General features: G+C 65.2%; 12 protein-coding genes. 11 read left to right on the forward strand and 1 reads right to left on the reverse strand.

The window, feature by feature from the left end:
• Positions 1 to 2 precede the first annotated feature (2 nt).
• The 4 genes from sdhA to zapE all read left to right on the forward strand — a co-directional run bounded on the left by sdhA (position 3) and on the right by zapE (position 4702).
• Positions 3 to 1826, forward strand: a complete 1824-nt coding sequence (gene sdhA / locus RE429_RS02425; RefSeq protein ID WP_414472795.1) for a succinate dehydrogenase flavoprotein subunit — start codon at positions 3 to 5, stop codon at positions 1824 to 1826.
• A 121-nt stretch (positions 1827 to 1947) separates the two neighbouring features.
• Positions 1948 to 2730 (forward strand): succinate dehydrogenase iron-sulfur subunit, encoded by a 783-nt coding sequence (locus tag RE429_RS02430; protein ID WP_370435839.1) that lies wholly within the window; start codon positions 1948 to 1950, stop codon positions 2728 to 2730.
• Between the two features lie 161 nt (positions 2731 to 2891).
• Positions 2892 to 3476, forward strand: a complete 585-nt coding sequence (locus tag RE429_RS02435; RefSeq protein ID WP_414472796.1) for an AprI/Inh family metalloprotease inhibitor — start codon at positions 2892 to 2894, stop codon at positions 3474 to 3476.
• Between the two features lie 41 nt (positions 3477 to 3517).
• Positions 3518 to 4702: a cell division protein ZapE gene (zapE, locus tag RE429_RS02440; protein ID WP_414472797.1), complete on the forward strand. Its 1185-nt coding sequence runs from the start codon at positions 3518 to 3520 to the stop codon at positions 4700 to 4702.
• A 6-nt stretch (positions 4703 to 4708) separates the two neighbouring features.
• Here the strand turns inward: zapE and RE429_RS02445 are convergent, their stop codons facing one another.
• Positions 4709 to 5983 carry an NRAMP family divalent metal transporter gene (locus RE429_RS02445; RefSeq protein ID WP_414472798.1) on the reverse strand — a complete coding sequence of 425 codons (1275 nt, stop codon included), beginning with the start codon at positions 5981 to 5983 and terminating at the stop codon, positions 4709 to 4711.
• Between the two features lie 186 nt (positions 5984 to 6169).
• Between RE429_RS02445 and RE429_RS02450 the strand changes: the two genes are divergently transcribed.
• The 7 genes from RE429_RS02450 (at position 6170) to lpdA (ending at position 16012) form a co-directional block, all read left to right on the forward strand.
• Complete coding sequence (locus RE429_RS02450; RefSeq protein ID WP_414472799.1) at positions 6170 to 6778, forward strand: TetR/AcrR family transcriptional regulator; 609 nt, start codon at positions 6170 to 6172, stop codon at positions 6776 to 6778.
• Positions 6779 to 7008: 230 nt separating this feature from the next.
• On the forward strand, positions 7009 to 7971 hold the full coding sequence (gene mdh, locus RE429_RS02455) for a malate dehydrogenase (RefSeq protein WP_414472800.1): 963 nt from the start codon (positions 7009 to 7011) through the stop codon (positions 7969 to 7971).
• Between the two features lie 107 nt (positions 7972 to 8078).
• The gene (gene sucC, locus RE429_RS02460; RefSeq protein ID WP_414472801.1) at positions 8079 to 9278 is read left to right on the forward strand and encodes an ADP-forming succinate--CoA ligase subunit beta; all 1200 of its coding nucleotides are present in this window, start codon (positions 8079 to 8081) and stop codon (positions 9276 to 9278) included.
• 12 nt (positions 9279 to 9290) lie between these two features.
• Entirely contained in the window at positions 9291 to 10178 is an 888-nt protein-coding gene (sucD, locus tag RE429_RS02465) for a succinate--CoA ligase subunit alpha (protein ID WP_370435847.1), read from the forward strand.
• A gap of 58 nt (positions 10179 to 10236) precedes the next feature.
• Positions 10237 to 13197: a 2-oxoglutarate dehydrogenase E1 component gene (locus RE429_RS02470; RefSeq protein WP_414472802.1), complete on the forward strand. Its 2961-nt coding sequence runs from the start codon at positions 10237 to 10239 to the stop codon at positions 13195 to 13197.
• Positions 13198 to 13259: 62 nt separating this feature from the next.
• The gene (gene odhB / locus RE429_RS02475; RefSeq protein WP_414472803.1) at positions 13260 to 14489 is read left to right on the forward strand and encodes a 2-oxoglutarate dehydrogenase complex dihydrolipoyllysine-residue succinyltransferase; all 1230 of its coding nucleotides are present in this window, start codon (positions 13260 to 13262) and stop codon (positions 14487 to 14489) included.
• A gap of 122 nt (positions 14490 to 14611) precedes the next feature.
• The gene (gene lpdA, locus RE429_RS02480; protein WP_414472804.1) at positions 14612 to 16012 is read left to right on the forward strand and encodes a dihydrolipoyl dehydrogenase; all 1401 of its coding nucleotides are present in this window, start codon (positions 14612 to 14614) and stop codon (positions 16010 to 16012) included.
• Positions 16013 to 16016: the final 4 nt, after the last annotated feature.

Below are 16016 nucleotides of genomic sequence, written 5' to 3' on the forward strand. Positions count from 1 at the left end.
TCATGGCTCAAGCAACGAACGGCGCAGCCATCAACGGCAAGGCCTACAACATCATCGACCACACCTTCGACGTGGTGGTCGTGGGCGCCGGCGGCGCGGGCCTTCGCGCCACCGTCGGCTGCTCGCAGGCGGGTCTTCGCACCGCCTGCATCACCAAGGTGTTTCCCACCCGCTCGCACACGGTCGCGGCGCAGGGCGGCATCTCCGCCTCGCTCGGCAACATGGGGCCCGACGACTGGCGCTGGCACATGTACGATACGGTGAAGGGGTCGGACTGGCTCGGCGACCAGGACGCCATCGAATACCTGGTGCGCAACGCACCGGCCGCGGTCTACGAGCTCGAGCACTGGGGCGTTCCCTTCTCCCGCACGGCGGAAGGCAAGATCTACCAGCGCCCCTTCGGCGGCATGACGACGGATTTCGGCAAGGGCACCGCGCAGCGCACCTGCGCGGCCGCCGACCGCACGGGCCATGCGATCCTGCACACGCTCTACGGCCAGGCGGTGAAGCACCAGACCAACTTCTTCATCGAGTATTTCGCCCTCGACCTGATGATGGACTCGGACGGCCGCTGCATCGGCGTGGTGGCTCTCGACCAGTCGACCGGCGAGATCCACCGCTTCCGCGCCCACATGACGATTCTGGCCACGGGCGGTTACGGACGCGCGTATTTCTCCGCGACCTCAGCCCATACCTGCACGGGCGACGGCAACGCCATGGTGCTGCGCGCAGGCCTGCCGCTGCAGGACATGGAGTTCGTGCAGTTCCACCCGACCGGCATCTACGGCGCGGGCTGCCTCATCACCGAGGGCGCGCGCGGCGAGGGCGGCTATCTCACCAATTCGGAAGGCGAGCGCTTCATGGAGCGCTATGCGCCGTCCGCCAAGGACCTCGCCTCCCGTGACGTCGTGTCCCGCGCGATGACCATGGAGATCCGCGCCGGCCGCGGCGTGGGCAAGAACAAGGACCACATCTATCTCCACCTCGACCATCTCGATCCGAAGATCCTGCACGAGCGCCTGCCCGGCATCTCGGAAAGCGCGAAGATCTTCGCGGGCGTCGACGTGACCAAGGAGCCGATCCCGGTTCTGCCGACCGTGCATTACAACATGGGCGGCATTCCCACGAACTATCACGGCGAAGTGCTCACCCTGAAGAACGGCAATCCCGACATGGTGGTGCCTGGCCTCATGGCGCTGGGCGAGGCGGCCTGCGTGTCCGTGCACGGCGCGAACCGTCTCGGTTCGAACTCGCTCATCGACCTCGTGGTGTTCGGACGCGCGGCCGGCCTGCGCTGCGCCGAGATCCTGGAGCCGAACGCGCGCCATGCGGACCTGCCCAAGGGAGCCGACGAGCTTGCGCTCTCGCGCCTCGACAAGTTCCGCTACGCCAATGGATCGACGCCGACCGCCCAGCTGCGCCTCCAGATGCAGAAGACCATGCAGAACAACTGCGCGGTGTTCCGCACCGGCGACGTTCTGGAAGAGGGCAGGAAGCTCATCCACGAGGTCTGGAACGCGGCTGCCGACGTGAAGGTCACGGACCGTTCGCTCATCTGGAACACCGACCTTCTCGAGACGCTCGAGTTCGACAACCTCATCGGGCAGGCGGTCGTCACCATGGAGGGCGCGGCCAACCGCGAGGAATCCCGCGGCGCCCATGCCCGCGAGGACTTCACCGAGCGCGACGACAAGAACTGGATGAAGCACACCCTGGCATGGCTCGACGACACCTCCCACAAGGTGACCATCGATTACCGTCCGGTGCACACCTACACCATGTCGAACGACATCCAGTACATCGAGCCGAAGGCCCGCGTGTACTAACAGCACCCGTCATGGCCGGGTCCGACCCGGCCATCCACGTCTTCCCACGCCCAAGCGGAGCAAAGGCGCGGATACCCGGTGCGAGGCCGGGCATGACGAAGTCAAGGCAAGGTAAGACCTCATGGCCCAATTCACGCTTCCCAAGAATTCCCAATATACCGAAGGCAAGACCTGGCCCAAGCCGGCCGGGGCCAGCAACGTCCAGGAGTTCCGCATCTACCGCTGGAACCCGGACGACGGTGCCAATCCGCGCATCGACACCTACTACATCGATCGCGACGATTGCGGCCCGATGGTTCTCGACGCACTGCTCTGGATCAAGAACAACGTCGACTCGACCCTGACCTTCCGCCGCTCCTGCCGTGAAGGCATCTGCGGCTCCTGCGCCATGAACATCATGGGCGGCAACACGCTCGCCTGTACGCTCGGCATCGACGATTGCGGATCGGGTTCGATCAAGATCTATCCGCTGCCGCACATGCCGGTGCTGAAGGACCTCGTGCCCGATCTCACGAGCTTCTTCGCCCAGCACGCCTCCATCCAGCCCTGGCTGCAGACGGAGACGGCGGCGCCCGAGACCGAGTGGCGCCAGACGCCGGAGGAGCGCTCCAAGCTCGACGGCCTCTACGAGTGCATCCTCTGCGCCTGCTGCACCACCTCCTGCCCGAGCTATTGGTGGAACGGCGACCGCTTCCTGGGCCCGGCGGCCCTCCTCCAGGCCTATCGCTGGCTCATCGACAGCCGCGACGAGGCCACGGGCGAGCGTCTCGACAACCTGCACGATCCGTTCCGCCTCTATCGCTGCCACACGATCATGAACTGCGCCAACACCTGCCCGAAGGGCCTGAACCCGGCAAAGGCCATTGCCGAGGTGAAGAAGATGATGGTCGCTCGGTCCGTGTGACGCTTCTTTGCAACACCCCTTCGAAAAGGCGCCTCGTGCGCCTTTTTTTGTCGGTGCGGTTCCCATAACTTCGGGCACCGAATTCCTCGGCATATGTCCGACTCCCCGTACACGGGCCGCCGAAACCCTGTGCCCAAGGCGACAGCAACATGAGGACCACAATGAAGAGCCGCTCCTGGATCGTGACCGCAACGCTCTGTTCCACGTTGGCGCTCGGTGCATGCTCCTCCACGCGCTTCAGCGGACCGGGGATGGGCGGCGCATCCGCGGCGCCCGTGTCGCCCGCGCCGATCGAGGCGATCCCGTCCGGGCCGGTGGAATCCGCGCCGCTCGCCCCCATCGAAGGCCAGCCGCTTCCGCCGATCGCGGGCGCACCTGCTCCCATGGGCTCGGGCCTCGCTCCGGCTCCGGGAACGGAGGTCGCCGGCTTGCCTCCGGCCGCGGCACCGGCTCCAGCCGCGCCTTCCAGCCGCACCGCCATGGTCGGCAACTGGAGCGCACGTGACGCATCCGGGAAATCGTGCCGCATCCAGCTGTCGAGCACGCCGGCGCTCGACCTCTACCGGGCGTCGGCTTCGGGCTGCTCCAACCAGGACCTCTCGAAGGTCAATGCCTGGGATTTTCGTGACGGCGAGGTCTATCTCTATCAGACCGGCGGCTCGGTCGCGGCGCGCCTGCGCGGTTCCTCGTCGGGGCTCTCGGGCGTGCTCGCCAAGTCCGGCGCTCCGCTGTCGCTGTCGCGATAATCGCATTGCCCTTGCGTCAGGCGAACGGTATCGGTTGACCCGTGACCGATACCGATTTCCATCCCCCGCATTCCATCACCGCCCGTTATGACGCGCTCGTAGCCTCGGGGGCGATCGAGCGCGATCCCGCGCAGGTGAAGCTTCTGCGGCAGCTCGAGATTCTGGCGAACGGTCTTAGCGGCTATCGCCTCGCCCGCAAGCCCAGCGCCCTGGGCTGGCTCTTCAGCAAGAAGAATCCGGCGCCGCCGAAAGGCCTCTACGTCTGGGGCTCGGTCGGACGCGGCAAGACCATGCTCATGGACCTGTTCTTCGAGGCGCTGCCGGTCAGGCGCAAGCGCCGGGTCCATTTCCACGCCTTCATGGCCGATGTGCATGAACGCATCCACGACTTCCGGCAGAAGCTGAAGGCGGGTGCCGTCAAGGGGGACGATCCCATCGCCCCCGTGGCCGAGGCCCTGGCCGCGGACGCGTGGGTTCTCTGCTTCGACGAATTCACCGTCACCGACATCGCCGACGCGATGATCCTGGGACGGCTGTTCACGGCGCTCTTCGCCCATGGGGTCGTGGTGGTCGCCACCTCCAATGTGGAGCCGCAGGATCTTTACGAGGGCGGCCTCAACCGGGCGCTCTTCCTGCCCTTCATCGCCCTGCTGCAGGAGCGGATGACCGTCCTCAAGCTCGAATCCCGCACGGATTTCCGGCTCGAAAAGCTCGCAGGCAGTCCGGTTTTCTACACGCCTGCCGACGAGCGATCCCACGCGGCGCTCACACGCGCCTTCAAGAGCCTGACGGGCCGCGAGCAGGGCAAGCCCGTGACGCTGACGGTCAAGGGCCATCCCGTCGACGTGCCGCAAGCCGCCTCCGGTGTCGCGCGCTTCGCCTTCGCGGACCTGTGCTCGAAGCCGCTCGGCGCAGCCGACTATCTTGCCATCGCCGATGAATACGAGACGGTCATCCTCGAAAACATCCCCAGGATGACGTTCGAGCGCCGCAACGAGGCCAAGCGTTTCATCATGCTCGTCGATGCGCTCTACGATGCCCGCGTGAAGCTGCTGGCTTCCGCCGAGGCCGAGGTCCACGAGCTTTATCACGCCGACACGGGACGCGAGGCGTTCGAGTTCGACCGCACCGTGTCGCGCCTCATCGAGATGCGTTCGGAGGACTATCTCTCGCTTCCCCATGGACGCGAGGAATCCGGCAGCTCGGAAGGTCTGGTCGAAACGTGAGGCCCGTCAGCCGAGAAACAGGCTCGCGATCAGGCCGACGACCGTCAGCCCCATCAGCACGGTCGCGCCCCATCCGGCCCAGGCGAGCCAGGCCTTGACCGTGTAATCGCCCAGCACGCGCCGGCTGGTGACCATGCCCATCATCATTCCCATGATGGGGGCGGCCGCGACGCCGTTGATCACGGCGCTCCAGAGCAGGAGCCTGATCGGGTCGATTCCGGAAAAGGCCAGCAGGATGCCCAAGGCCGTTGCGCCGCCGAGAATGAGATAGAAGCCGCGGGCCTGGAGCACATTCAGTTCGAGGCTGCTTCGCCACCCGAAGGCATCGGCCACCGCATAAGCGGCGGCGCCGCCGAGAACCGGCACGGCAAGGAGGCCGGTTCCGATGATTCCGGCGGCGAACACGAAGAAGGTAAAGGGGCCTGCGATGGGACGCAGGGCCTCGGCCGCCTGCGATGCGGTCTGAATATCGGTGACGCCGCCCGCATGAAGCGTCGCGGCCGTCGTCACGATGATGAAGAACGCGACGGTATTGGAGAGCGCCATCCCGATCCAGGTGTCGATGCTGATGTCGGTCAGCCGGATCTTCGCCCTTTGAGGTGAGCGCGAGAAGCTCCTGAGGTGCTTCAGGTTGTCTTCCTCCACCTCTTCGGAGGCCTGCCAGAAGAAGAGATAGGGGCTGATGGTGGTGCCCAGGATGGCGACCACGAGGAACCAGTAATCCGCATCGGGCGGAAAATGCGGCAGCACGGCCGCGGCGAGAACCTCGCGCCAGGGCACGTCGACGCTGAAGGCCGCCGCCACATAGGCGAAGAGGACGAGGGTCAGGAATTTCAGATAGGGGGCGTAGCGCCGATAGGAGATGAAGACCTGGAGCACGAGGCAGAAGAGGCCGAAGGCGGCGGCGTAGGCATGGGGCGGACCGCCGATCAGCATCCGCAGGGCCTCGCCCATGGCCGCGAGATCCGCCGCGATGTTGATGACGTTGGCGCCGCAGAGCAGGGCGACCAGCGCCAGCACGAGAGAGCGCGGATAGATGGTTCGCGCATTCGCAACGATCCCGCGCCCCGTCACCGCGCCGATCCGGGCGCTGATGATCTGGATGGCCGCCATGAAGGGCGTGGTCAGGAACACCGTCCAGAGCAGGCCGAAACCCGTCTGGGCGCCGGCCTGGGAATAGGTGGCGATCCCGCTGGGATCGTCATCGGCCGCGCCCGTGATGAGCCCGGGACCCAGCAGGTTGAACAGGGATCGGCGATGTCTCGGCACGGGCCTGGTCATGCTTGATCCTATCAGAGATCGCGTCTCGGCGCTTGCCTGGAAGATGCGAGGGGAGCGGCAGCCGTCAAGCTCGGTTCCGTCTGGCGCGGATCGCGGCGCGATGCTATCGCTGCCGAGGCATTCTCAAGGCTTGAGGATCGATCCGGCCTGCCCGATTCCGATCCTCTCCTATCCGGGCCGGACATCATGAAGAACGCGCGCCATACGGTGCCGGTGGACGTACAGCTTCTCAACATCGCAGCCGATCAGCTGCGCCGCCACGGGCCCAAGCACGTGACCGTGGTGGGCATTGCCGAGGCCGCCGGCATGACCCATGCCAATGTCTACCGCTACTTCGCCTCGAAGGCCGCCCTCATCGATGCGATCGCGGGGCAATGGCTGCGGCGGATGGAGGCGATCATCGCCGATATCGCCGACTCTCCCGACCCCGCGGACGACAAGCTGGAGCGGCTGATCCAGGCCTGGGCCCATACGCATCGGGAGCTCCTGAAGGAGGATCGCCACCTCTTCAACGTCTATTGCTCGGCTACCGAAACCTCCAGGGCCCTCGTGCGCAAGCACCGCGCCCGGATGAGGGTTCTCATCGAGCGGGTGCTGGACGAAGGCATCGTCACGGGAAAATTCGATCCGCGGGACCGGGAAAGAGCTCTTCATTTCATCAGCGATGCTGTCTATCGCTTCATCAATCCCCTGACCGTCCGCCTCGATGCGGACGTGCCGCAGGATATCCTGGACCAGCGTCTGGCCGCGATGACCAGGGTCATTCTCCGGTCCCTCGAGATCGGCACGATCTAGGTTTCGTTACATTTTCTGAAAAATGTAACAGGAAATATTGCCGCACCCGATGGCGAGTAAACTCTTGAAAGGACGGGTTTATTTTAAACGGCCCGAGCGGCGGCCGGGTTCGGAACGGCCCAGCACCTGACCGGTTAACCTTTTGCTGGCTTGAAGCGCCCCCATTTCTGGTGTCAAAGAGCGCCACCTCTTATAAGGCGTTAGCCCTTACCAACATCCAAGGACAGACCATGGCCCGGAAAAAGATCGCGCTCATCGGTGCAGGCCAGATCGGCGGAACGCTCGCCCATCTCGTCGGCTTGAAGGAACTCGGCGACGTCGTTCTCTTCGACATCGCGGAAGGCATCCCCCAGGGCAAAGGTCTCGACATTGCGGAATCCGCGCCGGTCGACGGTTTCGACGCCAAGTACAAGGGCGCCAATGACTATGCCGCCATCGAGGGCGCCGACGTGATCATCGTCACGGCCGGCGTGCCGCGCAAGCCCGGCATGAGCCGCGACGATCTGATCGGCATCAACCTGAAGGTCATGGAAGCGGTCGGCAACGGGATCAAGCAATACGCCCCGAACGCCTTCGTCATCTGCATCACCAACCCGCTCGACGCGATGGTCTGGGCCCTCCAGAAATTCTCCGGCGTGGCGCCCGAGAAGATCGTCGGCATGGCCGGCGTTCTCGACAGCGCCCGCTTCCGCCACTTCCTGGCCGAGGAATTCAATGTCTCGGTCGAGGACGTGACCGCCTTCGTGCTCGGCGGCCACGGCGACGACATGGTGCCGCTCGTGCGTTATTCCACGGTCGCCGGCGTTCCGCTGCCCGATCTCGTCAAGATGGGCTGGACCAGCCAGGCGAAGCTGGACGCCATGGTCGAGCGCACTCGCAAGGGCGGCGGCGAGATCGTCAACCTGCTCAAGACCGGATCGGCCTTCTACGCTCCGGCCGCGTCCGCCATCGCCATGGCCGAGAGCTACCTGAAGGACAAGAAGCGCGTTCTGCCCTGCGCCGCCTACCTGAACGGCCAGTACGGCGTGACGGACATGTTCGTCGGCGTGCCGATCGTGATCGGCGAGAACGGCGTGGAGCGCGTCGTCGAGGTCGAGTTCTCGGCGGACGAGAAGGCCATGTTCGAGAAGTCGGTGGCGTCCGTGCAGGGCCTCGTGGACGCCTGCAAACAAATCAATCCGTCGCTTGCATAAACACTGTACGTCATGGCCGGCCCGGGCCGGCCATCCACGTCTTCAACCGCCACGCTTCGAGGGCGTGGATGCCGGGGCGAGCCCCGGCATGACGGAGAGGAAAACACATGAATATCCATGAATATCAGGGCAAAGCCGTTCTGCGGGAGTTCGGCCTGCCCGTCTCCAATGGCGTCGCCATCTTCTCCGCCGAAGAGGCGGAGGCCGCTGCAAAGCAGCTCGGCGGCCCTCTCTGGGTCGTGAAGTCCCAGATCCACGCGGGCGGCCGCGGCAAGGGCAAGTTCAAGGAGGCCGAGGCCGGCGAGAAGGGCGGCGTGCGGCTCGCCAAGTCGGTCGAGGAGGTGAAGGAATTCGCCAAGCAGATGCTCGGCAAGACCCTCGTGACCGTGCAGACCGGCGAGGCCGGCAAGCAGGTCAACCGCCTCTACATCGAGGACGGCTCCGACATCCAGCGCGAGCTCTATCTCTCCATGCTCGTCGACCGCGCCACGGGCCAGGTCGCCTTCGTGGTCTCCACCGAGGGCGGCATGGACATCGAGCAGGTCGCCCACGACACCCCTGAGAAGATCGTCACCTTCTCGGTCGACCCGGCCACCGGCGTCATGCCGCATCACGGCCGCACGGTCGCCAAGGCTCTCGGCCTCAAGGGCCCGCTCGCCAAGGAGGCCGAGGATCTGGTCACGAAGCTCTACAAGGCCTTCACCGCGAAGGACATGGAGATGCTCGAGATCAACCCGCTGATCGTCACCAAGGACGGTCACCTCAAGTGCCTCGACGCCAAGATCTCCTTCGACGGCAACGCTCTCTACCGTCACCCCGACGTGGTTGCGCTGCGCGACATCACGGAAGAGGACGAGAAGGAGATCGAGGCCTCCAAGTACGATCTCGCCTATATCGCCCTCGACGGCACCATCGGCTGCATGGTCAACGGCGCGGGCCTTGCCATGGCGACGCTGGACATCATCAAGCTCTACGGCGAAGAGCCCGCGAACTTCCTCGATGTCGGCGGCGGCGCTTCCGAAGAGAAGGTGACGGCGGCGTTCAAGATCATCACCGCCGACCCGAACGTGAAGGGTATTCTCGTCAACATCTTCGGCGGCATCATGAAGTGCGACGTCATCGCCCGCGGCGTTCTCGCGGCCGTGAAGGCGGTCGGCCTGCAGGTTCCGCTGGTGGTCCGCCTCGAGGGCACGAACGTCGAAGAGGGCAAGAAGATCATCCGCGAGTCGGGCCTCAACGTGATTCCGGCCGACGACCTCGACGACGCCGCCCAGAAGATCGTGAACGCCGTGCGCGGCGGAAAGTAAGGTTTCGAGCTGATGTCCATCCTGATCGACAAGAACACCAAGGTCATCTGCCAGGGCTTCACCGGCAAGAACGGGACCTTCCACTCCGAGCAGGCCATCGCCTACGGCACCAAGATGGTCGGCGGCACCTCGCCGGGCAAAGGCGGCTCCACGCATCTGGGCCTTCCCGTGTTCGACACGGTGATGGAAGCCCGCGAGGCGACCGGCGCCGACGCTTCCGTGGTCTATGTTCCGCCCCCGGGCGCGGCCGACGCCATCTGCGAGGCGATCGCCGCCGAGATCCCGCTCATCGTCTGCATCACGGAAGGCATTCCGGTGCAGGACATGGTGAAGGTGAAGCGCTCGCTCTCGGGCTCCAAGTCGCGCCTCATCGGCCCGAACTGCCCCGGCATCGTGACGGCGGGTGAATCGAAGATCGGCATCATGCCGGCCAACATCTTCAAGCCCGGTTCCGTCGGCATCGTGTCGCGCTCCGGCACGCTGACCTACGAGGCCGTGTTCCAGACCACGAGCGAGGGCCTCGGCCAGACCACTGCCGTCGGCATCGGCGGCGATCCGGTCAAGGGTACCGAGTTCATCGACATGCTCGACATGTTCCTGTCCGACCCCAAGACGGAATCGATCATCATGATCGGCGAGATCGGCGGTTCGGCCGAGGAAGAGGCGGCCGAGTTCATCGCCCGCGAGGCCAAGAAGGGCCGCAAGAAGCCGATGGTCGGCTTCATCGCCGGCCGGACGGCGCCTCCCGGACGCCGCATGGGCCATGCCGGCGCGATCATCTCCGGCGGCAAGGGCGGTGCGGAAGACAAGATCGCCGCCATGGAAGCCGCGGGGATCCGCGTATCGCCATCCCCAGCCCGCCTCGGCAAGACTCTCGTCGAGGTTCTCAAGGGTCAATAACAAGAACAGGCCGCCCCGCTGTCGGGGCGGCCGATCAGCTTTTGGATTGTAGGTTGCCATGGCACGCCAAGACGCCAACGAAAACTTCCTGAACACCGCTTTCCTCTATGGGGCCAATGCGTCCTATATCGAGGAACTCCAGGCCCGCTACGAGAAGGATCCGTCCTCGGTCGATGCCGAGTGGCAGGCGTTCTTCGGCGCGCTGAAGGACGACAAGCAGGCTGTCGAGAAGGCGGCCAAAGGTCCCTCCTGGGAAAAGCCGAACTGGCCGATCCACGCCAACGGCGAGCTGATCTCCGCGCTCGACGGCAACTGGGCCCAGGTCGAGAAAGCCGTCGGCGACAAGATCAAGGCGAAGGCCAAGGACAAGGGCGCCGAGATCAGTCAGGCCGACGTGCAGCAGGCGACCCGCGATTCCGTGCGCGCCATCATGCTGATCCGCTCCTACCGGGTGCGCGGCCATCTCCACGCCAAGCTCGACCCGCTCGGCATCAACCCGCGTCAGAGCGACGAGGAACTGCATCCGTCCCACTACGGCTTCACGGAGGCCGACTGGGACCGCAAGATCTTCCTCGACAACGTGCTCGGCCTCGAATTCGGCACGATCCGCGAGATCGTCGCGATCCTCGAGCGCACCTATTGCCAGACCCTCGGGGTCGAATTCATGCATATCTCCGATCCGGTCGAGAAGGCCTGGATCCAGGAGCGCATCGAAGGGCCCGATAAGGAGATCTCCTTCACGAAGGAAGGCAAGCGCGCCATCCTCAACAAGCTGGTCGAGGCCGAGGGCTTCGAGAAGTTTCTCGATCTCAAATACACCGGCACCAAGCGGTTCGGCCTGGATGGCAGCGAGTCGCTCATTCCGGCGCTCGAACAGATCATCAAGCGCGGCGGCAATCTCGGCGTGCAGGAGATCGTGCTCGGCATGGCCCATCGCGGCCGTCTCAACGTTCTCACGCAGGTGATGGGCAAGCCCCACCGCGCCCTGTTCCACGAGTTCAAGGGCGGCTCCTTCGCGCCCGACGACGTGGAAGGCTCCGGCGACGTGAAGTACCATCTCGGCGCTTCCTCGGATCGCACCTTCGACGGCAACAACGTCCACCTGTCGCTCACGGCGAACCCCTCGCATCTCGAGATCGTCGATCCCGTGGTGCTCGGCAAGGTTCGCGCCAAGCAGGACCAGCACGGCTGCACGCCGGAGAACCGCAGCGCCGTGATGCCGCTCCTCATCCACGGCGACGCGGCCTTCGCGGGACAGGGCGTCGTGGCGGAGTGCCTCGGGCTCTCCGGCCTGCGCGGTCACCGCACCGGCGGATCGATCCATTTCATCATCAACAACCAGATCGGCTTCACGACCGATCCGCGCTTCTCGCGCTCCTCGCCTTATCCGTCGGACGTCGCCAAGATGGTCGAGGCGCCGATCTTCCACGTGAACGGCGACGATCCTGAGGCCGTGGTGTTCGCCGCCAAGGTTGCGACCGAATACCGTCAGCGCTTCCAGAAGCCCGTCGTCATCGACATGTTCTGCTATCGCCGCTTCGGCCACAACGAAGGCGACGAGCCGTCGTTCACGCAGCCGCTGATGTACCGCAAGATCCGGTCGCATCCGTCGATCACGGAGGTCTATACCAGGAAGCTCCTCGACGAGGGAATCGTCACCGAGGCCGACATCGAGGAGATGAAGAACAGCTGGCGTTCCAAGCTCGACGCCGAGTTCGACATCGCGTCCAACTACAAGCCCAACAAGGCCGACTGGCTCGACGGCCGCTGGTCGGGCCTCAAGGCCGTGCGCGAGGACCAGGACGATCCGCGCCGCGGCAAGACGGGCGTGTCGGTGGAAACCCTGCAGCAGATCGGCAAGGCGCTGACCTCGGTTCCCGAAGGATTCCACGTTCACCGCACGATCCAGCGCTTCCTCGACAACCGCAAGAAGATGCTGGAAACCGGCGAGGGAATCGACTGGGCCATGGCCGAGGCGCTCGCCTTCGGTTCGCTGCTCGTCGAAGGCCATCGCGTGCGCCTGTCCGGCCAGGATTGCGAGCGCGGCACCTTCTCGCAGCGCCACTCCGTCCTGACCGACCAGGAGAACGAGGAGCGTTACACCAACCTCAACCACATCAACGAGAAGCAGGCCCGCTACGAGGTCATCAACTCGATGCTCTCGGAAGAGGCGGTGCTGGGTTTCGAGTACGGCTACACCCTCTCCGAGCCGAACGCGCTGACCCTGTGGGAGGCGCAGTTCGGCGACTTCGCCAACGGCGCGCAGGTGGTGTTCGACCAGTTCATCTCGTCGGGCGAGCGCAAGTGGCTGCGCATGTCGGGTCTCGTATGCCTTCTGCCGCACGGCTATGAAGGCCAGGGCCCCGAGCACTCCTCGGCCCGTCTGGAGCGCTATCTCCAGATGTGCGCCGAGGACAACATGCAGGTGGCCTACTGCTCGACGCCCGCCAACTACTTCCACATCCTGCGCCGTCAGCTGAAGCGCGACTTCCGCAAGCCGCTGATCCTGATGACGCCGAAGAGCCTGCTGCGTCACAAACGCTGCACCTCGACGCTCGCCGCGATCTCGGAGGGCACGTCCTTCCATCGCGTCCTGCAGGACGATGCGCAGACGGGCCGCGACGGCATCAAGCTGGTCAAGGACGACAAGATCCGGCGCGTGGTGATCTGCACCGGCAAGGTCTATTACGACCTGCTCGAAGAGCGCGAGAAGCGCGGGCTGGACGACGTCTACCTGCTGCGCGTCGAGCAGCTCTATCCCTTCCCGGCAAAGTCGCTGGCGGCCGAGCTCTCGCGCTTCAAGAAGGCTGATGTGGTGTGGTGCCAGGAGGAGCCGAAGAACATGGGCTCCTGGAACTTCGTCGAGCCCTATCTCGAATGGGTGCTCAAGACGGCGGGCTCCAAGGTGGACCGTCCGCGCTATGTGGGCCGTCCTGCTTCCGCCGCCACCGCCACCGGCCTGATGTCCAAGCATCTCGCCCAGCTCCAGGCATTCCTCGACGAGGCTTTCGCGGCTTAACCCCCGCGAAGGCTCTCATCCTGTCCCCGTGCCCCGGCACGCCCGAAAAGACTAGAACGAACATGGCAACCGAAATCCGCGTACCCACTCTCGGCGAATCCGTTTCAGAGGCCACCATCGGCCGCTGGTTCAAGAAGCCCGGCGACCCCGTGAAGGCCGACGAGCCCGTTCTCGAGCTCGAGACCGACAAGGTCACTCTCGAGGTCAATGCTCCCGCGAGCGGCACTCTCGGCGAGATCGTCGCCAAGGACGGCGAGACGGTCGAACCGGGCGCGGTGCTCGGCTCGATCGTCGAAGGCGGCGCGGCTGCCTCGGCTCCCGCCGCCCCGAAGGCAGAAGCCCCCAAGGCCGCTGCTCCGGCTCCTGCCGTTTCCGCTCCGGCTCCGGCCGCGCCCGGCGCCGCCAAGGATCACGGCCCCGCCGTGGCCCGTCTGGCGGCCGAAAGCGGGGTCAGCCCGGCAGGCGTTCCCGGCACCGGCAAGGACGGCCGCGTGACGAAGGGCGACATGCTCGCGGCGATCGCCACCGGCGCTGCGGCCCCGGCGCCTGCCGCTCCGGTCTCCGTGCGGGCTCCTTCCGCTCCGGCCGATGCCGAGCGTGAAGAGCGCGTGAAGATGACGAAGCTGCGCCAGACCATCGCGCGCCGCCTGAAGGACGCCCAGAACACCGCCGCCATGCTCACCACGTTCAACGACGTGGACATGAGCGCCGTGATGAACCTGCGCAGCCAGTACAAGGACGTGTTCGAGAAGAAGCACGGCACCAAGCTCGGATTCATGGGCTTCTTCACCAAGGCCGTGATCCAGGCTCTGAAGGACGTTCCGGCCGTGAACGCCGAGATCGACGGACAGGACCTCGTCTACAAGAACTACTACCACATCGGCATCGCGGTCGGCACCGACAAGGGCCTCGTGGTTCCGGTGGTGCGCAACGCGGATCTCCTATCGGTCGCCGGCATCGAGAAGACCATCGCGGATTTCGGACGCCGCGCCCGCGACGGCAAGCTCGGCATCGATGAGATGCAGGGCGGCACCTTCACCATCACCAACGGCGGCATCTACGGCTCGCTCATGTCGACGCCGATCCTCAATGCGCCCCAATCGGGCATTCTGGGCATGCACCGCATCGAGGAGCGCCCGGTGGTCCGCAACGGCCAAGTGGTCGTGCGCCCGATGATGTATCTCGCGCTGTCCTACGATCACCGCATCGTGGACGGAAAGGAAGCCGTGACCTTCCTCGTTCGCGTCAAGGACGCCCTCGAGGATCCGGCCCGCCTCGTTCTCGACCTGTAAGATCCATCTTTCATTCGGCGTCATGGCCGGGCCAGCCCCGGCCATCCACGACTTCAAACCTTCTGAGACAAGACGTGGATGCCCGGATCAAGTCCGGGCATCGCGTTAAGTGGAGACAAAAGATGTCCTACGACCTCATCGTCATCGGCACGGGTCCCGGCGGCTACGTGGCCGCCATCCGGGCCGCGCAGCTCGGCCTCAAGACCGCCGTCGTCGAGAAGCGCAAGACCCATGGCGGCACCTGCCTCAACGTGGGCTGCATTCCCTCGAAGGCGCTGCTCCATGCCTCGCATATGTTCGAGGACGCGCGCGATCACTTCGCCGGTCTCGGCATCGGCGTTTCCACCCCGAAGCTCGATCTGAAGACCATGCAGGCCTTCAAGCAGGAAGGCGTCGACGGCAACACCAAGGGCGTCGAGTTCCTGCTCAAGAAGAACAAGATCGACGCCTTCCACGGCACCGCGCGCATCGCCGCCGTCGGCCAGGTCGAGGTGACCGGCGAGGACGGCTCCAACCAGATCCTCCAGACCAGGAACATCCTCATCGCCACGGGCTCCGACGTGACGCGTCTGCCCGGAATCGAGATCGACGAGAAGGTGGTGGTCTCCTCCACCGGGGCGCTCGAACTCGACGGCGTGCCGAAGCGCCTCGTGGTGATCGGCGCCGGCGTGATCGGCCTCGAGCTCGGCTCCGTCTGGCGCCGTTTGGGCTCCGAGGTGACGGTCGTGGAATATCTCGACCGCATCCTGCCCGGCATGGACGGCGAGGTCGCCAAGAACTTCCAGCGCATCCTGTCCAAGCAGGGCTTCCAGTTCAAGCTCGGCGCGAAGGTCACCGGCGTCGAGAAGACCGCCAAGGGCGCGACGCTCACCTACGAGCCCGCCGCCGGCGGCGCCGCAGACACCATCGAAGCCGATGTGGTGCTCGTGGCCGTGGGCCGCGTGCCCTATACGCAGGGTCTCGGCCTCGACCGTGCGGGCGTCCAGCTCGACAGCCGCGGTCGTATTCAGACCGACGCGCATTTTGCCACCAACGTGACGGGTATCTACGCCATCGGCGACGTGATCGCCGGCCCGATGCTCGCGCACAAGGCAGAGGACGAGGGCGTCGCCGTGGCGGAGATCCTCGCCGGCAAGGCGGGCCACGTGAATTACGACGTGATCCCGAGCGTGGTCTACACGTTTCCCGAGGTCGCCTCCGTCGGCAGGACGGAAGAGGAGCTGAAAGCCGCGGGCGTCGCGTACAACGTCGGCAAGTTCCCCTTCACGGCCAACGGCCGCGCCAAGGTGAACCGGACCACGGACGGCTTCGTGAAGATCCTGGCGGACGCTTCCACCGACAAGGTGCTCGGCGTGCACATCATCGGCCCCGAGGCCGGCAACCTCATTCACGAGGCGGCCGTCGCCATGGAGTTCGGCGCGTCGTCCGAGGACATCGCCCGCACCTGCCACGCGCACCCCACCCTCGCGGAAGCTGTGAAGGAAGCAGCCCTCGCGGTGGAGAAGCGCGCCATCCATATGTAATATG

The organism is Microvirga sp. M2 (genome assembly GCF_047497095.1).
Lineage (GTDB): Bacteria > Pseudomonadota > Alphaproteobacteria > Rhizobiales > Beijerinckiaceae > Microvirga.